The sequence below is a fragment of the Paenibacillus sp. S28 genome (assembly GCF_016624415.1).
Taxonomy (GTDB): domain Bacteria; phylum Bacillota; class Bacilli; order Paenibacillales; family Paenibacillaceae; genus Paenibacillus_AQ; species Paenibacillus_AQ favisporus.
This window is the reverse complement of record NZ_JACVTM010000019.1, coordinates 1-22,089: the sequence shown is the minus strand read 5'-3', so window position 1 is coordinate 22,089 and position 22,089 is coordinate 1. Positions and strand designations below refer to the sequence as shown.

The following is a 22,089-nucleotide window of genomic DNA, read 5'->3' as shown; positions in this document are numbered from 1 at the left end:
GATTTTGCAATGAAATGAAGGAAGGTGACGCCTATGTATCGGTCTCCAAAACCAACCCATGGCGGCCTCATGACCGCCGCTCTCTTTCTGGCAGCCCTAAATTTGCGTCCAGCCATCAGCTCGGTATCCCCGCTGCTCGCCTTCATCCGGGACGACCTGGGCATGTCGTCCGCAGCGGCAAGCCTGCTGACATCCATCCCTGTGCTGTGCATGGGATTGTTATCCCCCGTCTCGGCCAAGCTGGCCGGACGGGTGGGGACTGAACGCGTGATTCGCTGGTCACTCGTGCTTATCGGATTCGGAACGATCCTGCGGCTGTTCGTACACTCGGCCGGCGTATTGCTGCTGACCGCCCTGATTGCCGGGCTTGGCATTGCAGCCATGGGTCCCCTGCTGTCCGGGTTTATTAAGCAGCATTTTCCGAGCAGCGTCCCTGCGATGATCGCCGTCTACTCAGCCGGCTTGTCTCTCGGGGCTGCGCTCGCTTCGAGCTTGTCCCTCCCCTTGCAGGCGGACTCGCAATCGTGGCAAGCCGCCTTAGCCGTATGGTCGGCACTCGGGGCGGCCGGAGCTGCCGTCTGGTGGACCCTGCACCGGGGGAGCCGTTCCGGTCCGCGAAAGGTTAGCGAAGTCCCATCCGCCAGCCTGCCTTGGCGGAATCCCAAAGCATGGCTGCTCACCCTGCACTTCGGCCTTATGGCAGCCTGCTTCTATTCCCTCCTCGCCTGGCTGCCGCCCGTGATGCAAAGCCTGGGGTACACTTCGTCGGAAGCAGCCGTCATGCTCACCATCTTTGCTATCGCGCAGATTCCGGCCGGTACGATCCTGCAGCGGCTGCTGAGGCGCTACCCTTCCCGCCTGCTGTGGCTATGGGTATCATCGATTACGCAGCTGGCCGGTCTGATCCTGCTGTTCTCGCCCCTGCCCTGGCTGGCCGCGGCCGTGATCGGCCTGGCCAGCGGAACTTTATTTGCGCTGGGCCTGCTCCTCCCGATGGACGCAGCCGCAACCAGCCATGAAGCCGCATCATGGGCCGCCATGACGCAATCCGCCGGTTATTTGATCGGGGCCGCCGGACCTTTTCTCATCGGCCTCATCCATGATGCCGCAGGTCCATTTTCGTTTGCCATTTACGGCTTGATGGGAGTAACGGTGGCGCTCATCGTCGTTCAATGGTTCGTGGCTCCTTTTCAAGCACAGAAAAGGGCCGCTTCCAAGGCAGCGCCTCCCGCAAAGAGGGTGGATCTATCGGAATAGGAAACAGCCTGAATGGAAACCAAAAGACCCGCAGCGGGGATCGCCTCCCTCTATGCGGGTCTTCGTTTTATTTTTTCCGACCTAGCCCAGTTCCACCAGTGCCTCGATGACAGGATACGAAATGAGATGCCGGTCACGGTAAATGTCCTGCACCGCCCCCTGCTTCGTGCTCACAATCCCCCTTTGCAGGATGGCTGCCTTGAACCCTCGTTCCAGCGCACCGTTATAGGTGAACAGGACGCAGTATTCCGCGGCAAAACCGGACACCACCAGCAGATCGACGCCCTTTTCCGCAAGGATAGATTCCAGTTCCGTTTTCCAGAACGCATTGGAGAAGGTTTTATGAACCACCGTATCGCCAGGCTCAATCTGAATCCCCGGGATAAATCCGATTCCGTCGTCATTCACGTCCTCCGCGCCCTCCACATCTTTTATATGGATGACCGGGTGGCCCTTCGAGCGCAGCAGACCGGCGGTATAATTGATATACTCGCAGGCCCCGTCAATCGTTTGTTGATCCACGTGCCCGTTCAGCAGATGCTTCTGCATATCGATGACCAGCAGACCCAGTTTCAAATGGATTCCTCCTCAACTTGTTTACCTCATATAAAATACAATTCGAGTTTCTATGCAAAATTTCCTTGTTCGAACATGTTTTTTCCAAATTTTGACCCCCAAATAGGGCTAATATCGTATACAATAGTAGTCAATTAGTACCTTTTTCCATGGAATGTTATGGGATGAAGGCGAACCGTGTCAGTAAAGGAGTGCAGCAAATGGCTATCATTGAAGTAGTGGAATACGAAGGACCACCAGGGGTGTTCGCCTGGCGCTACCCGAACCAGGAGCTCGGGACCTGGACCCAGTTGATCGTTCATGAAACGCAGGAAGCCATATTATTTAAAGGCGGCAGGGCTCTCGATTCCTTTGTGGCAGGACGCCACACCTTGAGCACGGCGAATATTCCGATCCTCTCCAACCTCATTAATCTGCCGTTCGGCGGCAAATCGCCGTTTACCGCAGAGGTATGGTTTGTGAATAAGCTCCGGTCCCTGGATGTGAAGTGGGGAACCGCATCTCCCATCCAACTGCAGGATCCGAAGTTTAACATTATTGTATCGCTCAGAGCCTTCGGCCAATTTGGGGTGGAGATTGAAGATGCACGCAAGTTTCTGCTGAAATTGGTCGGCACGCTTCCATCGTTCGATCAAGATACACTCGTTAAATACTACCGCGGGGTTCTGACCTCGAACATTAACGAAATGATTTCCTCTTACATTATCCATAAAAAAATCAGCGTGGTTGAAATTAACGCTTACGCCGCCGAAATTTCCAAGCATGTCCGGGACACGATCGCACCGTCTTTTGAGGAAATGGGCATATCCCTTGTGAATTTCTTTATCGATTCGATTAATTTACCGGAAAATGATCCGTCTACGCAGCGCATTAAGGAAGCACTGGCCAAAAAAGCGGAAATGGACATTATCGGCTTCACCTATCAACAAGAACGTTCCTACGATACGCTCGAAAGCGCCGCCAAAAATCCGGGCAGCACCGCCGGTATCGTCGGCAGCGGACTCGGCATGGGGTTGGGCATGGCAGGATCGATGTACGACGCCGTCCAGCAAATGGCCGGAAATGTGAAGGTTCAAACCACTAGCGATATGGACGTTAAGCAAAAAGCCTGTGTGACATGCGGGCAGCTGAACGCCGCCGATTCGAAATTTTGCTCTGCCTGCGGCCAGAGTTTGACGTTAGGAGCAGCCGGCATCCCCGCGAAAAAAATCGTGTGCAGCGATTGCGGACAACCGCTTCCGCCGAACGCCAAGTTTTGTCTGAACTGCGGCGATCCGTACAACGCCTGCCCTGCGTGCGGCTATGACTTCAAGATCGGATCGGTGAACTGCAGCAGCTGCGGAACCCTGCTGCCGAAGCTGTGCCGCGAGTGCGGGGAATGGATGGACCCGAAGGCCCGCTTTTGCCCGGGCTGCGGAACCAGCAGCATCCTGAAATGCTCGAACTGTCAGGCGGAGGTACAGCAAGGACAGAAATTCTGCATGGAATGCGGCCATGCCCAAACCTGAAACGGTGCGAAAGGAAGGGGAACCACACTGATGTATAAAAGCTGGTTTTTTACCGCTGTCATCCTTATTCCCTTGATTGTTTTCTTTGGGTTTGGGTGGAGCGGCGGCTGGGCCGAGAGCAGGTCCTGGATATCCGGTGCCGGCGCGGGATGCGCGGCAGCGGCTGTTCTTCGGTTTGTATATCGCATGCTTAACCGCCGTCAGGGTCCAGGCATGCCTGCTCCCTTTTACATTGGCTCCGGTATCGCAGCTGGACTGTACGCCGGGGCGGTGCTGCTGGAGATGTTGTTGTTCAGTCTTTGGACCACGCTCTCCGTCACCTCTTATGTATGGAGCCTGATTCTCACCCTGCTCGGATTCATCATCCTCACGGGGACGGTGGAGCTATCCGGAGCCTATGCTAACAAGCAGGAGCGGCGGGATCACCGCAACTGGAGCAAGGGGAGGGATACTGCGAATCGGCTGGAAACCATCCGTCAGAAGCTTCAATCGCTGCCGGAGCAGACCCGGCTCGATCGTGTTCAAGAGCAAATCCGCGGCCTGGAGGATACGCTCCGGTACAGCGACCCCAATTCGGTTCCGGCCTTATACGAAGTGGAGCAGCTGCTTCTGCAGAAAATATCGCTGCTGGAGGATCAGGTGAGCCTGATCGCTACCGCTGTGCCGGACCAGCGTGAACAATTAGCCAATGAAGCTTTACTCCTGATCCATGACATCGAGCGTACAGCATTAGAAAGAAATTCACAGTTACTTCAAGCAAAAGCCGGTTCCACATAGAATGAACTAAAGTTTAACCATTTCTTTAGTTCATTCTATATACATAAATAACATCATGCATAAAGGAGACCATCATATGGAGATCCCGGTTCCATATAAAGTTAGATTTTCGACATTTGACACGTGGATTATAATCCTCACCCTGCTCGTATTTCCCGTCGGCGGGCTGCTCGCCTTCATCCGCTTGGCATCGACCCACCATCATAACAAAGCCAAAGGCAGAAACTTACGGCTATTGGGATGGGCTATGGTCTTTTCCTATATCTCCATCATGATCATTCTCTATTTGACCTACGATACGTTTGGAGAAGAGGAACAGATTGATTATTTGACTTCAGGGATTGTTCTGGCGATATATTGGTTTCTTCCTACCCTGATCTTTTTCCTGGTCGGCCATAGGCTCGATAAAAAATTCGGCTCCCTGCTTCAGGTCTATCAGGAAGCCGTTGTAAGCATGCGCCTGACCTCTGTTGAGCAGATTCGCAACCTTTCACAGACATCCCCCGCCGATGTCACCCGGGATTTGACGTTTATGTTTGAGGAAGGGCTCCTCCCGGAAGGCAGAATCATCAACGGAACCGTCTACATTCAACAACAGGCCCTTGAGGATTACCTTAGCGGAGAGTATGAAGAAGAATACGATGATGAGTATGATGAAGAAAATGATGAAGAGTACGACGATGAGTACGATGACGAGTATGATGAAGAGGACTCTGCCTCTGATGAAAAAGGACATGGACGGCCTTCGGGGTTTCAGTCCCCCGTTTCCGGTCAGTCCTCCTCTCCGAAATCCGTCGAATGCCCAGGCTGCGGAGCAAGGGTATTTCTGGGCGCGGAGCGGGAAAAAGAATGCGAGTACTGCGGCAATGTCGTTTGTGCCTGACCGCTTGGACTTTAGTAGGACCTCACCCTTCCTTTTCCCCGCTTCGCCGGGTCCAGGCCCAGAATAAAAGCGCAAACGCACTGACGCCTGCCCCGAGCATGCACACCCCGTCCCAGCCGAATCGGGCATAAATGCTCGTCGAGGCGATGGAACCCGTGGCGCTGCCGATCGAGTAAAACGTCATGTAAGCCGCAGTCAATCGGCTGCGGGCTTCCGGGCGTACGCTCAGAATCATGCTCTGGTTCGTCACATGGACGGCCTGTACCGCCATATCGAGCAAAAGGATGCCCAGGATCAAGGACAGCAGCGAGTGCTCCGTATATCGGATCGGAAGCCATGAGAAGAGCAGCAGCACCAAGGCGACACCTGTGGTACACTGTCCCAGACCCCGGTCGGCCAGCCGTCCGGCTCTTGCCGCCGCGAGGGCCCCGGCGGCCCCGGCAAGTCCGAACGCCCCAATCGCGGTGTGCGACAGGGAGAGCGGCGGACTGCTGAGCGGCAGCACCAGCGAGGTCCACAATATGCTGAACGCCATAAAAATAAGCAGCGCCAACACGGCGCGAACACGCAGGATCCGCTCCTGCACGTACAGACCCAGCACCGACCGAAGCAGCTGAGGATAGTTCAGCGAAGCCTTTTCCGGGTCCCTTCCCGGCAGCACCTTAAGCAGAATGCAGGCCACGATCAGCATCAGACCCGCAGACGCCAGGTAGACGGAGCGCCAGCCGGCGGCATCCGTTAGCAGGCCGGCGAATGTTCGGGCCAATAGAATCCCGATCACCACCCCACTCGTGACCACGCCGACGATCCGCCCTCGTGCTTCGGGGGCCGCCAGCGTCGCGGCATAAGCAACCAGCACCTGCGTGACCACGGCCAAAAGCCCGACGATCGCCATCCCTCCAAGCAGAATGCCCCGGTTAGTCGCCGTACCTACGACGACCAGTGCAGCCACGGATATCAGCATCATGCCCGGAATTAACCTGCGGCGGTTCAACAAATCTCCCAGCGGAACGAGCAGCATCAAACCTATGGCATAGCAAATCTGCGTAACGGTAATGACCATCCCGACCGACGAATGCGAAATCCCGAACTGTGCCGCCAATGAATCCAGCAGCGGCTGGGCGTAATAGACGTTGGCGACCGCCAAACCGCACGCCGCGGCAAACAGCAGCGCAGTCCAGCGGGTTATCGGCTGCACGGTTGCAGCCAGTGCAACTGGAGCTGAGACCGTCTCTTCTTCCTTTTCAGAACCCGCCCTTTCTCCAGTTACCATCGATTCGGTTTCCTGCAGGTTGTTCACAACGAACCCCTCCCGATCCTTCAATTATCATAACATACCAATTGGTACATAATGATTTGTGCTTACCTTACCTTCCCGAGCAAAGTGCTGTCAAGAGGTTTATGGATCGAATTTGTTATTGGGCCTGAATTTAACGGATTACGCAAAATATTTATAGGCTAGTCCGATCACGGATCTTGGCTGACCGAATTGACAGGAGGGGAGGATTATCCTACAATCTAAACATACCGATCGATATGAAATGAGGTGCCGAAAATGGTTAGGCAGCGTGAATTCGATGTGGATCAGGCGCTAGAAGACGCCATGCATATATTTTGGAGTAAAGGCTATGAGGCAACGTCCTTAAGCGATCTGACGGCGGGAATGGGCATTCAGCGTCCAAGCATTTACTCCGCGTTCGGGGATAAGAAGGAGCTGTTTGAAGCGGCTCTGCGGAAATATACCGCCGCGCATGCGGCGCAGGCCAGATCCGTTCTTCTGCACGGCGAATCCGTTAAGGAAGCGTTCAAACGTTATTTTGAGGGGATTGTCGAGGAGTCGTATGCCGATCCGCAGAACCGCGGATGCTTCTGCATTAATACGATGGTGGAGATGGCTCCGCATGATGAAAAATTTGAGATTTTGACACGGGAGCATGAGATGTATTTGGCGGCGATTTTTCAGGAGGCGATCGAACGGGGGCTCCGTTCAGGCGAACTGCACACCGGTGTGGACGCCAAGTCCCTGGCACAGACCTTGGTCGTCTCCTTGATCGGTCTGACGGTGATGATGAAAGCCCGCCCGGAGCGTTCCTTTGTCGATCATTCGGTTGAGGTCATTCTCACGTTGATTCAATAAGATGCATGAACGGAACCGGCAGTTGTGTTGTGCTCAGGAGGAAAGCCTTGGAGCAGCAGATTAAGCCGAGTCCCGCTCGAGCGACAGGCTCGTCAGGCATCCTTTTAAGCCGGCGATCGCTTCTTCCTTTTGTGCCAGCAGCCGTTCCTGCGGCCAGACGCTGTCTCCCCGTTTCAAGTCACCTGAAATCAGGAGCAGCATCCAAATGGAAAACACGGTCGCGAAGCGGCAGTAATCGCGGATAAAATCGCCAAGGTCCCACTCCGCGCCATACAGCGCCGACTGAGCTACGTAATAGGTCAGGAGTTTTTCCCGATCTTCAGCGGTCACCTGTTTCGGAAACAAGGGATGCGACATGTCGATGAGATGATACAGGTCCCAGAACGGGGTATTCAGGTGGGCATGCTCCCAATCCATGATATACAAGCGGCCGTCAGCCGCAACGGCATAATTGCCCAAATGCAAGTCCCCGTGGGATACCACCTTTATTTTCGGGAGTGCCCGGCCCTCCGCAAAGCTGAGTATCATGCCGTCCAGCTCCCAGGGCTCGCCGATTTCGTTCATAACCGCCACAGCCTCATCCCGTCTGTTCATGAGATCGGCGGCGATCTGCTCGATCTGCGGCTTAGGCCCCGACCCGCTCAAACCTTCCCGGCACTCCTCCGGCAGCGCATGCCACCAGGCGATCTGCTGTACCACTTTCATGGCGGTTTCTACATCGTACTCATGGCGAAGGGGGCCAAGGTCTTCAAAAATCGACCATCCCTCCTCCCCGGCTCCTTCCTCCGAAGAGGCGAGCAGCGCCGGGTAAATGTCCGGAAAGCCGGACAGCATATGCCGGTAAATCCAGGCTTCCCGGTCCACGCTCTCCCCGTTGGTCAGCGGCTTGAAAATGTAGCTGTGCTGCCGATCCGGGTAGAACCGTTCCACGAATTTGCCGTTCATGCCTTGGTACAAGGTCTCTCGCTTCCACAGCCCCTCTCCGCTCAGCGTTCCGTTCGGCAGAACGAATTGGCTCAGGTTGTACATTAAAAACTCCCCCTACGGCTTTTACAAACCGATGTATTCGAAGTCCCATGCGTCAAAGCTCGCTTGGTCCGTCCATATATTTTTTCGGTTCAGATTCCGACGAGCCCTGATTTGTAAACGATCGATGTCTTATTCATACCTCGCCTGGTATACGCCCGCTTCTCCCAGAAAGTCCTCCCGGGTCAGCCCCTGTTCGCCAAGGAGCATGCGATAATTCGTAATCGTCCCGTCATGGGAAACGATGATAACACGTTCCGCCTGTGCCTTGCACCAATCCAGCAGCTGCCTCCCATAGGTCTCGAATGCTTCCTGTCCGATGCGGTTGATCCCTTCTTCCCAAAGGTCCAAGCCAAAATCCACGATCACGGCATCTGGAACCGTCTCGCGAATCTCCTCCTTCGAATAGATTTGATCGCAGACGAAGGGCGAATACGAAGGATCTTGCGGGAACATGCGCGGCCCTGCCAGCGGAGAGATCACAAAAGGACCGTCTGACAGTAAGATCCTCGCCGTTTCGATGGTACGTTTAGTCGGGCTGACGACAACCTGCTCATTACCGTTCAGCAATAAACGCCCCCGCAGCTCTTTCACCTGTGACTCTCCATACAGCGTTAACCCGGGATGCAGCATGTTCAGTTGGTTAGGATAATCCAGCAAATGCTCCCCGTGCCCATGACGGACAAATACGACTTCCACTCTGATTCCCCCGATTCTAAAAAAAGGATATGAGCTTACACTTATATTTCGTTCTCCGCTGTCCGTTGTGATGTGGATCTATTTTAGCATGGATTTTAGGCCGCAGACTCACCATTTTTAAACAAAAACTGCTTGTATAAGTTGAATAATTGAAATGGATGATGGGGGCAAGTACGTAAAATGTCCCTACCTCACTATCGTCACTACAAAAAAAGAAAGCTTCCTCCCGATGGATCAGGAAGAAGCTTTCCTTATCGTCCGCTTATTTTTACACTTACACTGCATCTATAACGAACCCGTGACCGCATAATGCAGCTGCACCACACCGGATCCCAGCGGTTTGCAATCCAGCAGCTCCACATCTTTAAATTGATACTCATGTTGGTCCGTGACCAGGTTCAGCCCTTTTCCTTCCAGCACAGGAGCTACATTGAACACCAGCTCGTCGACAAGCCCGCTTCCCAGAAAAGCATTATGCAAATCGGCCCCTCCCGCCAAAAGCGCGGTGGAATGCCCCCGGCTCGCGAGATACTGCAGTGCTTCTTCAGGAGAGCTCACGACCTTCACGCCTGCGATCTCCTTGACACGCTTGGTCACAACCACGATATCAAGCCCTTCAAACGCTGCTCCACCGCCGCCGGCCTGCATCCCCTCGAAGGTTCTGCGCCCCACGATAAAGTTCCCCGATCGTCCGGCATGGGCCGCAAAATCGGCCAGAGCTTCCGGCTTCGGCGGGTTGTCAGGCCCCGACTGCGCATAGTTTCCGTTGGCGGACAGCGCCGCCCAAAGAATCGTTTTCATATGGATATCCTCCTCGATTTCGTTTCTGTATATTTAATCGTATTCGGCCGCTTCCCTGCGCCATTTGTTCTTTCCAGCACTCTGCGGATGGACGCCGCCACCCGGTCCGGGCGGTCCTCCTGCACATAATGGGATGCATCGCTCAAAGCTTCCGTTTCGTGCATTCGCAAAATGCCCTGCCAGCGCTGCATTTCCTCTACCGGAAAACCGGCACTGTCCTTCAGTCCCCACAAAATTTGCGCAGGAATCTCCGCCAGCAGAGGCAGTCTGGATTCAATTTCAGCCAGCCAAGGCCCGGCTTTGCGAATGCTTCTGGGAAACACCCAGGTCGGTTTGCGAAGCGCCGGGGTAGGAAAAGGATCGGTATACGCCTTCCTCAAGGCTGCCGTGACCTTCTCCTTATGGTGAATGCCGCCGGGCACAATCGTATGGGCAAAAAAGTTCCGCCGGGTCTGAAGCCAGTATCCGAGCGGCCAGCCTCCCATGGCCATCGAAAACAGCTTCATCGGCAAGATCTTGGCCGGCCACGCCCATGTATTCATGAGGACGATGCCGCATACGTTGTCAGGGTGATGCACCGCATAATGGAGCCCAACCGGTCCGCCCCAATCCTGAACGACGAGGACTACATTTTGCAGATCCAGCTGTTTGATCAGTGCCGTCACTGCTTCCGCATGCTCCTGGGGTGTATAGCCATAGCCCATAGGAGCCTTCGACATCCCGAAGCCGGGATAATCCGGCGCGATCAGCCGGCACTGGCCGCTCAGCTCTTTGATCACATTCCGGTACAAATAAGACCATGTGGGGTTGCCATGCAGGAGCACGACAACCGGCCCCTCGCCTTCATCGATATAATGAATCGCACCGTCCCGGTAAGGCAGCCAATGATCCTGAAACGGATATTCCGAAGCGTCTACCTCAAAGGGTCTTTGCATGATATTTCTCCTATCTTCTCAATTGGTATATTCCAAGACTTGGATCCAGCAAGCCCGATAATCGATTATGGGTCGGGACCGGAATTTTCTGGAATCCGTTCCCTTTCCTAAGATTAGTCGACTGTGGTACATTTGAAAAGTAGTTACATTTAAGTGCACTAGTTTCAAAAAATGAACTAGGAGGGTTTCATCATGATCGATCCCAAATGTCCGGATACGATTACCCCGGTCATCGAATTGCTGGAGGGAAAATGGACGCTCCTGATTCTGCGCGACCTGTTCAACGGGTTAAATCGTTTCGGGGAGCTGCGACGGTCCCTGCATCCCATCAGCCCGAAAACGCTGACCGACCGGCTGCGCCTCCTGGAGGAGAATCACATCGTCACGCGGACCATTTTTTCAGAAGTGCCGCTGCATGTGGAATATGAGCTTACGGATAAAGGCCGGCGCCTTCAGCCGATCTTTGCCGCCATGCGGGAGTGGGCCGAGCAGCCCTGTCCAACGGCGCATACAGTGGAATTGCAGGAAGCCCAAGCCTAAATACAACAACCCCCTTCCAAATGGAAGGGGGTTGTTAAAAAAAGCATGCTAATCTACGAAACAAGGTTATCTAACCGTCTGGTAAACGAGACCAATCGCCCCAGAATCAAAAGTTTTGTTCTCGATAAGTTTAAGGTTGGTCTTCTCTTTGATGCCTTGGAATAACGGCAGCCCGCTGCCGACCAGGACAGGAGAAACCGTGATCTTATACTCATCAATTAAATCAAGCCCCATAAGGTAGTGCGCGAACCTAGGACTACCAAGGATGACCATATCTCTGCCTGGCTGCTGTTTGAGGTTCTTGATCTCTTCCTCGACATCTTCTTTCACCAGTCTGGAATTGTTCCATTCGACATTCTCCAGCGTCGTGGAAAAGACGACTTTGGCTGTCTTTTCGATCCACTCGGCATGATCCAGTTCATGCTGTGTACTTGTTGGATTCGAAGGCACAGTTGGCCAGTAGTTGTACATCATCTGATAAGTCCCACGTCCCCAAATGACCGTGTCGGCAGTACTCAGAATTTCTTTCGCGTGTTTCTCCAAATCTGCATCGTAGGAAACCCAGCCAATGTCCATTTCGCCGTTTGGCCCTTCTACAAAACCGTCAAGCGATGAATGCAAAAATAAAACAAGTTTTCTCATCTTCAATTCTCCTTTGTTCAAGTGGCATGCTTACCATTAACTTCACTCTACAACATTTCAGTCCAGGCTGTTTATTATGGATTGCTGATTTATGCTGCCCGTTAGCTTAATGACGATACCGTGTTTAAGTGACGATCTGTTCTCTAGCCTATGAATACACTTCGGATCCCAGCTTTTTAGTCACTGGAAAGGGTTTCTTATCTCTTTATTTCCTCCAGTTTCCCGCCATAAACTCATAATCTGCTATTATCCTCATAAAAAGACTTGAATCCTGCCACACGCGGTGTCATTATAAACAGGGGACTGTCTGCAAAACTATTCATCACTAGATCACGCTTACTAGAGGAAACTTCAGCAGGAAGCCGGAACTTTCGTGTTGGAGTCGAAACATCCAAACCCATATGAATACGGAGGACAGGATTCATGAAAACGATTAAGCTTGGCAGCAGCAGCTTGGAAGTACCTGTAGTTGCAGTAGGCTGCATGCGCATCAACTCCCTGGACAAAAACGAAGCGGAGCGTTTCGTACAAACGGCACTGGAGCAAGGAGCCAATTTCTTTGACCATGCCGATATCTATGGCGGCGGTACATGCGAGGAAATTTTCGCAGACGCCATCCATATGAACAGCGACGTCCGTGAGCAAATCATTCTTCAATCCAAATGCGGTATCCGTCAGGGCATGTTCGACTTTTCCAAGGAGCATATCCTGAATTCGGTAGACGGGATTCTGAAAAGACTGAAAACCGACTACCTGGATGTTCTGCTGCTGCACCGTCCGGATGCATTGGTTGAACCTGAAGAGGTTGCTGAAGCGTTCGAGCAGCTGGAATCCTCCGGCAAAGTGCGCCATTTCGGCGTATCCAACCAGAACCCGATGCAAATCCAACTGCTGAAAAAATTCGTGAAGCAGCCGATTGTAGCCAACCAGCTGCAGCTCAGCATCACGAACGCCACCATGATTTCCGCCGGCATTAACGTGAACATGGAAAATGAATCGGCCGTGAATCGTGACGGCAGCGTGCTGGATTTCTGCAGACTGAACGACATTACGGTTCAGCCTTGGTCGCCTTTCCAATACGGCTTCTTCGAAGGCGTGTTCCTTGGAAACGACAAATTCCCGGAATTGAACCAAAAGATCGACGAAATTGCCGGTAAATACGGCGTAACCAATACGACCATCGCTATTGCGTGGCTCCTCCGCCATCCGGCCAACATGCAGCCGGTCATCGGCACGATGAACCTTGAGCGTCTTCAGGACTGCATCAAAGCAAGCGATGTGACCTTGACCCGCGAAGAATGGTACGAAATTTACCGCGCAGCCGGTAACATTTTGCCATAAATCATGTGCATAACGGCCGCTCGTATGTACGGACGGCAAAACAGAAGCAGCCTCAAGTCGACGACTTGGGGCTGTTTTCGTTTTCAATGAGTGCCTTGAGCGTCCGTTGACGGTAGCGGATAAAGGCCCTCATGTATTTTTCCAACACGAGCGCATCAAACATCCGCCCAACCCATCCGAACGGAGCGCTGAAATCGAGAATGTCCCTGACCAGCGTTCCTACGGCAACCTCCTCAAATTCATGGCGGTGAGTCAGATGGCGAAAGGCCCCCTTTTGCATCTCGTCGGTAAAAGAATAGGGCTTATCCATCTCGGACACCTTCGAGGTCAGCCGCTGCCGAATCCCAAAGTGCCTTGCTTCGAACACCACTATATCCCCGGCTTCAAGTAAACCACTCATCCTTCCGGCAACAACCCGCTCGTTGGTGTGCGGCCAGACCGTTCGGGAGTGGTCATCCACATTTCGGGAGACGTCAAAGCAGACGTCGATCGGGGCATATATCATCATTTCTTCTCGTATCGTCGACATACCGTTCATCCTGTCATGATGGTTTAAAGTAGTGTACTGAACTGAATTCCTAAAAGCTAGTACACTATCAATCCTTCGATCCCTCTAAATTGCAAAATTTCCTCCCGGTCATCCGTCTTGATCCACGCTTCATGCTCATGGGCGATATTAACAAGCCAAGGCTGACCGCCTTTAAAAAAACATAAATCCTCCAACAAATTCGGCCACACCCATTCATACAGGCCATCAGCGGACTCCAAGATCAGCTTCTCCAATGGCGGCTGGCAATCAAAATAATATACATCAGCATAATGACCAAACAGTTGGGTTCCCGGCCAAGCGTCCTGCTTCTTGACTGTTTTGATGTAAGGCTTTAATCGTTCGGCCAGCGCCTCCGTTGCAGGCGTTAGCGTTAGTTGATCCTTTTTGACTAGAATAAATTCATCGCACACACGGAATGCCATCGAGATCAAACCCTCATAAGTTCTGCTGCGGGGTTCCTCTAAAATGTATATCAAAAGCTCCCTCCCCTGCTTACCATTGCGGCATCGTATTGAAAAAGTTCTTCCCCTGGATCATCCAATACCGTTCCGCTTCCGGCACCAGTTCCAAAAAATCACGATATTCCCCAACCCATCCCTCGGGGACATAATGCTCGAAGGACATCGGTTCCGGGAACAGCGAATACAGCAAGCGATCATCGAAATGGACGTAAAGGGCCGGAACAAACTCGAGAACCTCGTCTTGATGCTGAAAAGAGTCCTGCAAATCCACGAGCATTTGAGAGAGCTCCGTTGAAGACACTCGAAAGTCCGCGATAAGACGAAAAAATTCAGCTGCCGTGGTTTCATCCAGAACTTCAATACCGAAGCGGTCTTCCATTTCCACATTCAAAAACCAGTATTCCCTCTCCGTTATGTACCAGCTCCACTGGTTTCGAAAAACTACCCCAACGATAATATTGTGGGCGTATTCAGGCATTAGCTTCATGCTGCTCTCCTAACGGTTACAAGATGGTTCTGCCAAAAGACAGCCTCTTTCGTTCTTTACTACTATGCTACTCTATTTCCATAATACTCACCGAATCATTTCATGAAATACGTCAAGCGGGTAGAATTTTTTCCGTAACAACCGCCTGGTGATCTGCTTGATGACTTTCGCTTCCCGCAGCTGTTCATCCGGCTGATGGAGCAGCGTATCGATGGCAACCCACCGGCCATCCATAATTTCATCATTCCGTACTCTTAAAGCGTCACCCGCTGCTTCGCCGACAAAATGAAACAGGATCACCTGCTGACCACTGGCGCTTCGAAACGGGTACACACCAGTAACAGCCTTCAGCCGTACGTCCAGTCCAGTCTCCTCCTTAACTTCCCGAACAGCGGTCTCGGCCAAATCTTCCCCCGTCTCCCGCCGCCCTGAAGGAAAGTTCCACAGACCATACGCGGAGGCCTTCTTCTCCTGGATCATGAACACCTCTCCGATCCGCAGAACGGAAACGCTGGCGACAATGATGTTTTCTTCTGAGTTCATTCCATCTCTCCGTTTATGTTCATTTTCCCCTCCAAATTCCCGTTACCGCATGCTATGATAGCGATGGTCCTATGAACCATAATAGACGAACAGGGGTGATTTGGAGAATGAAAAAAAGCATTTTACTTTCTCTAAGTGTGATTCTATGTACCGGGATCAGTCTGGGCACCATCAGTCATGCTCAAGCGGCAGGTCAAGTGAAGAAGTACCAGAACTGCGCTGAATTAAACAAAGATTACAAGGGGGGTGTCGCCCGCTCGGCTTCAGTCAAAAACAAAGGCGGCAAGACCAAATATAAGCCTTATGTTTCTAAGGAGCTCTATGACGCCAACAAAAGCAAAGACCGGGACAAAGATTTCATCGCGTGTGAAAAATAACGAACAGATTATGGACAGTGTTCTAGCAGCATGATTCCTTAACTATGGGGTCGTGCTTGTTTTCGTTATGACCCGTTCTAAGATGGCCGCATGACCGGCTCTAGTAAACCAGCTCGCAATCCCGATGCTCCCATACGTCAAACAGGTTGCCGTCCAAATCCTCGAGTACGAAAAACTTCCCGTACTTCCCTTCGTCGCTTAGGCTGCCGACCTTGACGTCCCCGGCCTGTAACCGGCTGTGCAGCGACACGATATCGTCCGAAAAAAAGGTGATGACCCAGCGCTTTCTACCGTTCACTTCGAACACCGCTCTCGAATCGTGCTCACTTTGGATCAGATCAAGAATCGGCCGGTTCTCTCTGAACAAACTCAGATAACCGTCGCGCTTATTGCGAATGTTAAATCCGAAATGCTTCACAAACCATTCCGCCGATTTCTCCACGTCTTTCACCGGCATAACATTATAAGCAATCCCTAGAATTCGCCCAGATTCCATATCAGAAACCCCATTTGGAATTTATACCCAAATACATTTTACAAGAATGTATGTTCGCATGTAAAGCGAAAATATTAGATATCAATCTGTGGTCCCGACCCATACTCGGATCGCTGTCATCTGCCGAAGCCTCGACTACATTTCCCCCTTCGCTATCCACTGCAAAAAGTCAAAGCTCCTCTCCAGACATGCCTGATAGGCTTGGGGAAGGTAGCTTTTGGAGTAAGGGTTCATGAACCCATGCTCCCCTTCGATGACGTGGACGTGCGTGTTCTGACGATGCTCCAATTTTACAACGAGCTCTGATACGTTAAAGGATTTTTCGTTCCTTGCAAAAAACAATAAAGCCGGGCACTTCGGCTCCGTTTCGGCGTAATTGCGAATTCTTGATCCGTAAAATCCGACGATCCCGTCGATTTCGGATGCACTGCACAGCCAGGCAATGGTTGCTCCAATGCTGAAGCCGACGATCATGATGCAGTCGTATTGATCCCGGTGATCTCGTACAATTTGCCTCACTTCATCAACGGCCCGGTCAAAGCCGATCTGGCTCACGAAATAGGAGTAGGCTTCTTCCTCTTGTTCATACGGAAAAGGCTCCCGTTTCAGCAGGTTCGGGGTCAGCACCTTGTAACCCGCCTGGGAGACCTTATCGCCAAAAGCAAGAATATGCTCGTTAAGCCCATAGATTTCATGGAGTATGATGACCAGTGCCTTTCTGGATGTTTGAAAATTCATGTTTGCCATCTCTTTCTATAGTAAATCGTTAGAGCTCTGCTTTTATGATTAGCTGTAGTCCTCGATAAGAGACAGCTTTCCATCCTTGACCGTAAAGACCGACCTTCCTTGTAACCGAATGGTATCTCCAGCCTTTACACCGTCAGGAAGATCCGACGCCAGCACACCTGTGTAATCAATGTCCGCCTCAATCCGGCCGTTTATCTCCCGAAGCTCCAAGATAGTTTGATGCCGGGTCGAAAACAGGGCTGTCGCCTTTTCCGCCAAAGCCCGAAATGACTGCAGTCCATTCGTTTCCACCGAAACCTCGTTACCGACGATATTTCTGAAAATGACATCCGGATGAAGCACACTTAACATCCCCTCGATGTCAAATGTGTTATAAGCTTCGATATAATGGCGAATGAGCAGTTCGGCATCCTGTTCTAACAGTTTCCGGTAAATCTCTTCATTTTCCTTGTCAAAGCAAACGAACTGCACCTTCTTGATAGAGGTCTGCGGATGAGCCGATAGAAACTCTTTCACCGCACGGATAGCGGTCGGCGCCGCCAACGTCTTGGGAAAACCATAGATTCCCGTGCTAATGTTTGGAAAAGCTACGCTTTCCAGCTCGTACTGATCAGCCAGCGCAAGCGATTGGATATAGCAGCTGTGCAGCTTGGCCTCTTCCTCATGCTGTCCGCCGTTCCACACGGGCCCCACAGTATGAATCACATATTTGGCCGGCAGCCGGCCAGCCGTCGTGATCACGGCTTCGCCTACGGGGCAGCCTCCCTGTCTAGCCCGGATTTTCTTGCATTCCTCAAGAATTTCGCTCCCGCCGGCACGATGAATGGCCCCGTCGACGCCGCCTCCGCCCAGCAGGCTCGAATTCGCGGCATTCACGATGCCATCCACTTCAGCGCGAGTAATGTCTCCTTGGGTTAATTCGATCACGGTAGATTGATAGTTTCGTTCCACGCTTCGTTCTCCTTTCCGCCTGAATCTTCTAGCGATGGTTCTCTATTCTATCTAACTAGGGCATACATCTTCAAATCCTGATGGACGCCTTTCGTATAAATGCTTTTTCTTAACAGGCCTTCGAACTGCATGCCCGACTTTTCCATGACGCGCGAGGAGCCCACATTGTCCGGGTGGCAGCGAGCTTCGATCCGCACCAGATCCATCTGGTTCAACCCCAGATCAATGATGCGTTTCACGACTTCGGTCATGTATCCTTGACCCCAAAAGTCCCTCGATATGGCATACCCCAGCTCGGCCTTCGCATGATGCACATCCCAGCCTACAAACCCGCAAGTTCCAACGAGCCTTCCCGATGCTTTGTCCTGAATTCCCCATGGGGCCACCTGCTGCTGGCTGTACCTCTGGAGAATCCTTACAATATACCCCAGGGAATCTTCGAGCGATGCATGCGTGTACCACGTCGTGTATTTGGCCACCTCTTCATCCGAACAATACGCAAATATATCACGATCGTCCCGGATTGATATTTTACGAAGCACGGTTCTAGCGGTTTCCAGCACGGGGAGGTCTTGATAGACGTTTTCCCCCATTCCCCTCACCCTCTCTGATCGATACGGACCGTTTTATACGGAGCCGCCCTTATCCATATTTCTGATGTAATCCGCCATACGCCGCATCATTTCCATTCTTGTAAAATGGTATTGTTCGTATAAACCGTGCGCATCTTTGGTGCCAAGCAGCCCGTTCAAATCTTTGAACTCATCGGCATTGGTAATCGTGCCGACCAGCTTTTTCCCGATGCCGTGCCCCCTGTATTCCTCATCCACAAACACGTCGCACAACCAATACATCGTGGCCCCGTCGGTCACGACCCGCGCAAAACCGACCAGCCTGTCTCCGATGTAAGCCCCGTAGCAAATCGAGTTTTCGATCGACTTCAGGATTCTTTCCCTGGGCCGTTTATTCGCCCAATAGCTCCGCGACAGAAAATCGCAAACCTTTTCCACGTCCAGTTTCGACTTGTCGGTGCTGATCACCAAATCTCCGTCAATATTTTCCATATATATCCACCCTTTATGTATTTAAGGGCAATAGTATCAAGTCTGATTCCAAAGTTCAATCGTTTTTTTGCAAAACAAAAAGAATAAGGCCCGAGATTTCTCGGGCTTTATTCTTAGGCTTGGGTTCTACGGATCGCCGGGTCCAGTTTTCTTTCGAAAAGCCGACTTTAAGCGCCGCGTACCCTAATGTCATATTCCAATTTAGGGGGTCATCGTATTAATCGTTGTCACGCTGACGCGCACGGGCTTCGCCGCCTTTTTCACCGATTTTACGGTAAAAGTCCTTGTCATGCGACTCGGCTGTAGCCTCTCCGCCTTTGCGGCCGATTTCCTGATAAAATTCTTTGTCATGATTTTTCGCCGTGGCTTCTCCACCCATACGGCCTCGTTCTTCCGGACTCATTTTGCCATTTTGGTTATTTGCCATGATCAATCACTCCTCTGAATTTTTGGGAATTTCTTTCACGACATGTATTTAACCGCATGAAAAAATTTTAAACAGGTTCTCTTCCCGTTTGCCGTCATGAAATTTTTACCTTTTCCCGTGCGACTTAATCCGTCTTACATTACCTAAACGTTTAAGTTATTTAGCGAAATATCAGGCACCTTTTTCTGTATCACCTTATATTCAAAAAAAGAGAGCATCCCCACTCTATCTGCTGCGGTTTCTTGTATAACTTCGTTATTCCTCTTTTCTCATTGACAATATCGTTACCGGATTATTAATATTAATTTGTAAAGTTAACGATAACTTAATAAAAGGAAGTGTGTTGGGCGTTGAAATCCATTGAACAGGAAATCCGCAGGGAATGGACCGAGCATATCCTCCCCTTTTGGGCGGGATTGCGGGATGACCGGCATGGGGGATATTACGGCGAAGTGAGCGTAAACCTGCAAACGGACACTCTGGCTCCCAAGGGAGGGATCGCCACCGCTCGCCAGCTATGGTCTTTTTCCGCAGCCTACCGGGTAACGGGCGAAGAAGTGTGGGCATCCCATGCAAAGCATGCCTATTCGTTTTTGAGGGACCGGCTCATTGACCGGGAGTACGGCGGCATGTACTGGATGGTCGATCATGAGGGACAGCCGCTGGACACGCGCAAGCATGTGTATGCCCAGTCTTTCGCCGTCTACTCGCTTAGCGAATACAGCCGGGCCACCAGCGATGCGGAGGCGCTTGAGCTGGCACGCGAGCTTTTCGGGCTGATTGAAGAGAAGGGCTACGATACCGGCATTCAGGCTTATAAGGAAGAGTTTGACCGCGAGTGGCATGAGCAGCCGAACGAAATGCTCAGCGAAAATGGGCTGAACGCGGACATCACAATGAACACCACCATTCATGTGCTTGAGGCGTATACGACGCTGTATCGCGTATGGCCGGATCCCCGGGTCCGCTCCGCACTGGAGAATTTGCTGTCCATGCTCTACAACCGGATTTACGATCCAGAGAAAAAGCGCCTGAATGTGTTTTTTGACCGGAGCTGGAACTCCCTGCTGGACCTGACCTCGTTTGGCCATGACATTGAGGCCAGCTGGCTCATTGACGATGCGATGAAAGCCATCGGTTCCGACCATGCCGATTACGCGAAGATGGTGGTAGACATCGCTTATCAGATCGCCGATACCGCAGTCTCGGAAGACGGCTCCCTGATGAACGAGCAGCACGGCGACCGCATCGACGATACCCGCATTTGGTGGGTGCAGGCCGAGTCCATGGTCGGCTTCTACAACGCCTATCAGCGGACGGGCGATACCCGTTTTCTGGATCTGATCGACCGGATGTGGACGTATACGAAGACCCATATCATTGACCCTAGAGGCGGCGGCGAATGGTATTGGTCGGTTCAGGCGGACGGGCAGCCGGACCGCCGCGAAATAGCCGGACCTTGGAAGTGCCCTTATCATAACAGCCGATTTTGTATCGAAATGATTGAAAGGATGAATGAAGCATGATCCATGAAAAATATGCCGAGCTGGCTTCCCGCCAGGAGGAACTGTTGTCCCGGCCCAATGAGCGGAATACGGAGTTTTACAACGGAGTCTATGACCGATACAAGTACCCTGTGATCACTCGCCACCACGTGCCGATCCATTGGAGATTTGACCTGGATGCCGAGCGCAATCCGTTCTTTATGGAACGGCTGGGCATTAACGCCACGCTGAACCCGGGAGCTATTTATCACGATGGTAAATATATTCTGGTCGTACGGACCGAGGGCCTGGACCGCAAATCGATATTCACCCTGGCTGAGAGCGAGACTGGAATCGATAACTTCCGCTTCGTGGATCAACCGCTGGTCTGGGACGATATCGACCCGAACGAAACGAATATGTACGACATGCGCCTCGTCAAGCATGAGGACGGCTGGATTTACGGGATCTACTGCTCCGAGCAGAAGGACCCGGATGCACCGGCTTACGATACGTCGAGCGCTGTAGCGCAGGCGGGACTTGTCCGCACCCGGGACCTCAAAACCTGGGAGCGTCTGCCGAACATTCAGACCGGTTCACCGCAGCAGCGGAATGTGGTCCTTCATCCGGAATTCGTGGACGGCAAGTATGCGTTCTACACACGTCCACAGGACGGCTTCATCTCCACCGGTTCGGGCGGCGGCATTGCTTTCGGGTTATGCGATAACATCCTGAATCCGGTCATTGACCAGGAGACGGTGATCGACGAGCGCCGGTATCATACGGTGTACGAAGTGAAGAACGGCCAAGGGCCCGCTCCCATCAAAACCGACCGCGGCTGGATCCATATCGCCCACGGCGTCCGCAACACGGCGGCGGGTCTCCGCTATGTGCTGTATACCTTTGCGACCAGCTTAGACGATCCTGCCAAGGTTATTGCTAAGCCAGGCGGCCACTTCATCGCACCGTACGATGACGAACGCGTCGGGGACGTCTCGAACGTGATTTTCTGCAACGGAGCCGTCGTCAACGAGAAGAATGAGGTCTTTATTTATTATGCTTCAAGCGATACCCGCATCCACGTGGCCACGACGACGGTAGACCGGCTGGTCGACTACACGTTCAACACGCCGGGGGATGAGTTCCGTTCGCTGGATAATGCGGCCCAGCGCGCCAAGCTGATCGCACAGAACGAACAGCTGCTGGGCGAGCGCGCTTAAGTTTTAACCAACACGGTATAACCCCGGCCTCATTTAGATACATCTTTCTTTATTCGCTTGCCAAAGCAAGCTATACTTGTACTATATGATGTATGGAGCGTGGGGGGGGCGCCCCCCCCCCCCCCGGGCAGAAAAAAACGCAGGGTTTAATAAAAAAAAA

27 protein-coding genes and 1 pseudogene are annotated in these 22,089 nt (G+C 52.2%); 10 read left to right on the top strand and 18 right to left on the bottom strand.

Annotated elements, in window-relative coordinates; all coding sequences use genetic code 11:
- Positions 1 to 33 precede the first annotated feature (33 nt).
- Positions 34 to 1,257, top strand: a complete 1,224-nt coding sequence (locus IAE55_RS28995; protein ID WP_105445923.1) for an MFS transporter — start codon at positions 34 to 36, stop codon at positions 1,255 to 1,257.
- Positions 1,258 to 1,338: 81 nt separating this feature from the next.
- Here IAE55_RS28995 and IAE55_RS28990 read toward each other — a convergent pair whose 3' ends face one another.
- Positions 1,339 to 1,833, bottom strand: a complete 495-nt coding sequence (locus IAE55_RS28990; RefSeq protein WP_186381980.1) for a cysteine hydrolase family protein — start codon at positions 1,831 to 1,833, stop codon at positions 1,339 to 1,341.
- A 200-nt stretch (positions 1,834 to 2,033) separates the two neighbouring features.
- Between IAE55_RS28990 and IAE55_RS28985 the strand changes: the two genes are divergently transcribed.
- The 3 genes from IAE55_RS28985 (at position 2,034) to IAE55_RS28975 (ending at position 5,001) form a co-directional block, all read left to right on the top strand.
- Positions 2,034 to 3,341, top strand: a complete 1,308-nt coding sequence (locus IAE55_RS28985; RefSeq protein WP_200634573.1) for an SPFH domain-containing protein — start codon at positions 2,034 to 2,036, stop codon at positions 3,339 to 3,341.
- A gap of 30 nt (positions 3,342 to 3,371) precedes the next feature.
- Positions 3,372 to 4,118: a DUF2730 family protein gene (locus tag IAE55_RS28980; RefSeq protein ID WP_145160445.1), complete on the top strand. Its 747-nt coding sequence runs from the start codon at positions 3,372 to 3,374 to the stop codon at positions 4,116 to 4,118.
- Between the two features lie 76 nt (positions 4,119 to 4,194).
- Entirely contained in the window at positions 4,195 to 5,001 is an 807-nt protein-coding gene (locus IAE55_RS28975; protein WP_145160447.1) for a hypothetical protein, read from the top strand.
- Positions 5,002 to 5,023: 22 nt separating this feature from the next.
- Here IAE55_RS28975 and IAE55_RS28970 read toward each other — a convergent pair whose 3' ends face one another.
- Positions 5,024 to 6,274: an MFS transporter gene (locus tag IAE55_RS28970; RefSeq protein WP_200634618.1), complete on the bottom strand. Its 1,251-nt coding sequence runs from the start codon at positions 6,272 to 6,274 to the stop codon at positions 5,024 to 5,026.
- Between the two features lie 282 nt (positions 6,275 to 6,556).
- Here IAE55_RS28970 and IAE55_RS28965 point away from each other — a divergent pair, with 282 nt between their 5' ends.
- On the top strand, positions 6,557 to 7,138 hold the full coding sequence (locus IAE55_RS28965; RefSeq protein WP_145160449.1) for a TetR/AcrR family transcriptional regulator: 582 nt from the start codon (positions 6,557 to 6,559) through the stop codon (positions 7,136 to 7,138).
- A gap of 60 nt (positions 7,139 to 7,198) precedes the next feature.
- On the opposite strand, the gene IAE55_RS28960 is transcribed toward IAE55_RS28965, so the two are convergent.
- The 4 genes from IAE55_RS28960 to IAE55_RS28945 all read right to left on the bottom strand — a co-directional run bounded on the left by IAE55_RS28960 (position 7,199) and on the right by IAE55_RS28945 (position 10,599).
- Entirely contained in the window at positions 7,199 to 8,167 is a 969-nt protein-coding gene (locus IAE55_RS28960) for a phosphotransferase family protein (protein WP_145160451.1), read from the bottom strand.
- Positions 8,168 to 8,296: 129 nt separating this feature from the next.
- The gene (locus IAE55_RS28955; RefSeq protein WP_105445915.1) at positions 8,297 to 8,863 is read right to left on the bottom strand and encodes a histidine phosphatase family protein; all 567 of its coding nucleotides are present in this window, start codon (positions 8,861 to 8,863) and stop codon (positions 8,297 to 8,299) included.
- Positions 8,864 to 9,148: 285 nt separating this feature from the next.
- Positions 9,149 to 9,664 (bottom strand): dihydrofolate reductase family protein, encoded by a 516-nt coding sequence (locus IAE55_RS28950; protein WP_200634572.1) that lies wholly within the window; start codon positions 9,662 to 9,664, stop codon positions 9,149 to 9,151.
- A complete protein-coding gene (locus IAE55_RS28945; RefSeq protein WP_200634571.1) occupies positions 9,661 to 10,599 on the bottom strand; it encodes an alpha/beta fold hydrolase in 939 nt (312 codons plus the stop codon). Before IAE55_RS28945 ends, IAE55_RS28950 begins: the two co-directional genes overlap by 4 nt.
- 192 nt (positions 10,600 to 10,791) lie before the next feature.
- Here IAE55_RS28945 and IAE55_RS28940 point away from each other — a divergent pair, with 192 nt between their 5' ends.
- The gene (locus tag IAE55_RS28940) at positions 10,792 to 11,139 is read left to right on the top strand and encodes a winged helix-turn-helix transcriptional regulator (RefSeq protein WP_145160456.1); all 348 of its coding nucleotides are present in this window, start codon (positions 10,792 to 10,794) and stop codon (positions 11,137 to 11,139) included.
- 66 nt (positions 11,140 to 11,205) lie between these two features.
- On the opposite strand, the gene IAE55_RS28935 is transcribed toward IAE55_RS28940, so the two are convergent.
- Positions 11,206 to 11,781: a dihydrofolate reductase family protein gene (locus IAE55_RS28935; protein WP_200634570.1), complete on the bottom strand. Its 576-nt coding sequence runs from the start codon at positions 11,779 to 11,781 to the stop codon at positions 11,206 to 11,208.
- Positions 11,782 to 12,204: 423 nt separating this feature from the next.
- Between IAE55_RS28935 and IAE55_RS28930 the strand changes: the two genes are divergently transcribed.
- Positions 12,205 to 13,122 (top strand): aldo/keto reductase, encoded by a 918-nt coding sequence (locus tag IAE55_RS28930; protein ID WP_116232067.1) that lies wholly within the window; start codon positions 12,205 to 12,207, stop codon positions 13,120 to 13,122.
- A gap of 52 nt (positions 13,123 to 13,174) precedes the next feature.
- Here IAE55_RS28930 and IAE55_RS28925 read toward each other — a convergent pair whose 3' ends face one another.
- The 4 genes from IAE55_RS28925 to IAE55_RS28910 form a co-directional block, all read right to left on the bottom strand.
- On the bottom strand, positions 13,175 to 13,651 hold the full coding sequence (locus IAE55_RS28925) for an SRPBCC family protein (protein ID WP_200634569.1): 477 nt from the start codon (positions 13,649 to 13,651) through the stop codon (positions 13,175 to 13,177).
- A 56-nt stretch (positions 13,652 to 13,707) separates the two neighbouring features.
- On the bottom strand, positions 13,708 to 14,148 hold the full coding sequence (locus IAE55_RS28920) for a hypothetical protein (RefSeq protein ID WP_200634568.1): 441 nt from the start codon (positions 14,146 to 14,148) through the stop codon (positions 13,708 to 13,710).
- Between the two features lie 16 nt (positions 14,149 to 14,164).
- The gene (locus IAE55_RS28915; protein WP_200634567.1) at positions 14,165 to 14,620 is read right to left on the bottom strand and encodes a hypothetical protein; all 456 of its coding nucleotides are present in this window, start codon (positions 14,618 to 14,620) and stop codon (positions 14,165 to 14,167) included.
- An 87-nt stretch (positions 14,621 to 14,707) separates the two neighbouring features.
- Positions 14,708 to 15,163: an NUDIX hydrolase gene (locus IAE55_RS28910; protein WP_186381981.1), complete on the bottom strand. Its 456-nt coding sequence runs from the start codon at positions 15,161 to 15,163 to the stop codon at positions 14,708 to 14,710.
- Positions 15,164 to 15,270: 107 nt separating this feature from the next.
- Here IAE55_RS28910 and IAE55_RS28905 point away from each other — a divergent pair, with 107 nt between their 5' ends.
- The gene (locus IAE55_RS28905) at positions 15,271 to 15,540 is read left to right on the top strand and encodes an excalibur calcium-binding domain-containing protein (RefSeq protein ID WP_145160470.1); all 270 of its coding nucleotides are present in this window, start codon (positions 15,271 to 15,273) and stop codon (positions 15,538 to 15,540) included.
- 100 nt (positions 15,541 to 15,640) lie between these two features.
- On the opposite strand, the gene IAE55_RS28900 is transcribed toward IAE55_RS28905, so the two are convergent.
- From IAE55_RS28900 to IAE55_RS28875, 7 genes and pseudogenes are all read right to left on the bottom strand, one after another.
- Positions 15,641 to 16,036 (bottom strand): VOC family protein, encoded by a 396-nt coding sequence (locus IAE55_RS28900; RefSeq protein ID WP_145160472.1) that lies wholly within the window; start codon positions 16,034 to 16,036, stop codon positions 15,641 to 15,643.
- Between the two features lie 135 nt (positions 16,037 to 16,171).
- Positions 16,172 to 16,774, bottom strand: coding sequence for a dienelactone hydrolase family protein (locus tag IAE55_RS28895; protein WP_200634566.1), 603 nt, complete (start codon positions 16,772 to 16,774; stop codon positions 16,172 to 16,174).
- 48 nt (positions 16,775 to 16,822) lie between these two features.
- Positions 16,823 to 17,167 carry a nuclear transport factor 2 family protein gene (locus tag IAE55_RS33990; RefSeq protein WP_325168701.1) on the bottom strand — a complete coding sequence of 115 codons (345 nt, stop codon included), beginning with the start codon at positions 17,165 to 17,167 and terminating at the stop codon, positions 16,823 to 16,825.
- 24 nt (positions 17,168 to 17,191) lie between these two features.
- Positions 17,192 to 17,734 (bottom strand): annotated as a pseudogene (locus IAE55_RS33985) (O-acetyl-ADP-ribose deacetylase); the annotation flags it as partial.
- A 47-nt stretch (positions 17,735 to 17,781) separates the two neighbouring features.
- Positions 17,782 to 18,327 (bottom strand): GNAT family N-acetyltransferase, encoded by a 546-nt coding sequence (locus IAE55_RS28885; RefSeq protein WP_200634564.1) that lies wholly within the window; start codon positions 18,325 to 18,327, stop codon positions 17,782 to 17,784.
- Between the two features lie 33 nt (positions 18,328 to 18,360).
- Positions 18,361 to 18,798, bottom strand: a complete 438-nt coding sequence (locus tag IAE55_RS28880; protein WP_145160479.1) for a GNAT family N-acetyltransferase — start codon at positions 18,796 to 18,798, stop codon at positions 18,361 to 18,363.
- 217 nt (positions 18,799 to 19,015) lie between these two features.
- Positions 19,016 to 19,225 (bottom strand): KGG domain-containing protein, encoded by a 210-nt coding sequence (locus tag IAE55_RS28875; protein ID WP_076173330.1) that lies wholly within the window; start codon positions 19,223 to 19,225, stop codon positions 19,016 to 19,018.
- Positions 19,226 to 19,575: 350 nt separating this feature from the next.
- Here IAE55_RS28875 and IAE55_RS28870 point away from each other — a divergent pair, with 350 nt between their 5' ends.
- Together IAE55_RS28870 and IAE55_RS28865 are read left to right on the top strand one after the other, a co-directional pair.
- Entirely contained in the window at positions 19,576 to 20,751 is a 1,176-nt protein-coding gene (locus IAE55_RS28870) for an AGE family epimerase/isomerase (RefSeq protein WP_145160481.1), read from the top strand.
- The gene (locus IAE55_RS28865; protein ID WP_145160483.1) at positions 20,748 to 21,929 is read left to right on the top strand and encodes a glycoside hydrolase family 130 protein; all 1,182 of its coding nucleotides are present in this window, start codon (positions 20,748 to 20,750) and stop codon (positions 21,927 to 21,929) included. The genes IAE55_RS28870 and IAE55_RS28865 overlap by 4 nt, the downstream gene beginning before the upstream one ends.
- Positions 21,930 to 22,089: the final 160 nt, after the last annotated feature.

Bases quoted from the DNA above. Each gene is read 5' to 3' on its own strand.
- IAE55_RS28995 (WP_105445923.1), top strand. From the start codon at position 34: ATGTATCGGTCTCCAAAACCAACCCATGGCGGCCTCATGACCGCCGCT.
- IAE55_RS28985 (WP_200634573.1), top strand. From the start codon at position 2,034: ATGGCTATCATTGAAGTAGTGGAATACGAAGGACCACCAGGGGTGTTC.
- IAE55_RS28980 (WP_145160445.1), top strand. From the start codon at position 3,372: ATGTATAAAAGCTGGTTTTTTACCGCTGTCATCCTTATTCCCTTGATT.
- IAE55_RS28975 (WP_145160447.1), top strand. From the start codon at position 4,195: ATGGAGATCCCGGTTCCATATAAAGTTAGATTTTCGACATTTGACACG.
- IAE55_RS28970 (WP_200634618.1), bottom strand. From the start codon at position 6,274: ATGGTAACTGGAGAAAGGGCGGGTTCTGAAAAGGAAGAAGAGACGGTC.
- IAE55_RS28965 (WP_145160449.1), top strand. From the start codon at position 6,557: ATGGTTAGGCAGCGTGAATTCGATGTGGATCAGGCGCTAGAAGACGCC.
- IAE55_RS28960 (WP_145160451.1), bottom strand. From the start codon at position 8,167: ATGTACAACCTGAGCCAATTCGTTCTGCCGAACGGAACGCTGAGCGGA.
- IAE55_RS28950 (WP_200634572.1), bottom strand. From the start codon at position 9,664: ATGAAAACGATTCTTTGGGCGGCGCTGTCCGCCAACGGAAACTATGCG.
- IAE55_RS28945 (WP_200634571.1), bottom strand. From the start codon at position 10,599: ATGCAAAGACCCTTTGAGGTAGACGCTTCGGAATATCCGTTTCAGGAT.
- IAE55_RS28940 (WP_145160456.1), top strand. From the start codon at position 10,792: ATGATCGATCCCAAATGTCCGGATACGATTACCCCGGTCATCGAATTG.
- IAE55_RS28935 (WP_200634570.1), bottom strand. From the start codon at position 11,781: ATGAGAAAACTTGTTTTATTTTTGCATTCATCGCTTGACGGTTTTGTA.
- IAE55_RS28930 (WP_116232067.1), top strand. From the start codon at position 12,205: ATGAAAACGATTAAGCTTGGCAGCAGCAGCTTGGAAGTACCTGTAGTT.
- IAE55_RS28925 (WP_200634569.1), bottom strand. From the start codon at position 13,651: ATGTCGACGATACGAGAAGAAATGATGATATATGCCCCGATCGACGTC.
- IAE55_RS28915 (WP_200634567.1), bottom strand. From the start codon at position 14,620: ATGAAGCTAATGCCTGAATACGCCCACAATATTATCGTTGGGGTAGTT.
- IAE55_RS28910 (WP_186381981.1), bottom strand. From the start codon at position 15,163: ATGAACTCAGAAGAAAACATCATTGTCGCCAGCGTTTCCGTTCTGCGG.
- IAE55_RS28905 (WP_145160470.1), top strand. From the start codon at position 15,271: ATGAAAAAAAGCATTTTACTTTCTCTAAGTGTGATTCTATGTACCGGG.
- IAE55_RS28900 (WP_145160472.1), bottom strand. From the start codon at position 16,036: ATGGAATCTGGGCGAATTCTAGGGATTGCTTATAATGTTATGCCGGTG.
- IAE55_RS28895 (WP_200634566.1), bottom strand. From the start codon at position 16,774: ATGAATTTTCAAACATCCAGAAAGGCACTGGTCATCATACTCCATGAA.
- IAE55_RS28885 (WP_200634564.1), bottom strand. From the start codon at position 18,327: ATGGGGGAAAACGTCTATCAAGACCTCCCCGTGCTGGAAACCGCTAGA.
- IAE55_RS28880 (WP_145160479.1), bottom strand. From the start codon at position 18,798: ATGGAAAATATTGACGGAGATTTGGTGATCAGCACCGACAAGTCGAAA.
- IAE55_RS28875 (WP_076173330.1), bottom strand. From the start codon at position 19,225: ATGGCAAATAACCAAAATGGCAAAATGAGTCCGGAAGAACGAGGCCGT.
- IAE55_RS28865 (WP_145160483.1), top strand. From the start codon at position 20,748: ATGATCCATGAAAAATATGCCGAGCTGGCTTCCCGCCAGGAGGAACTG.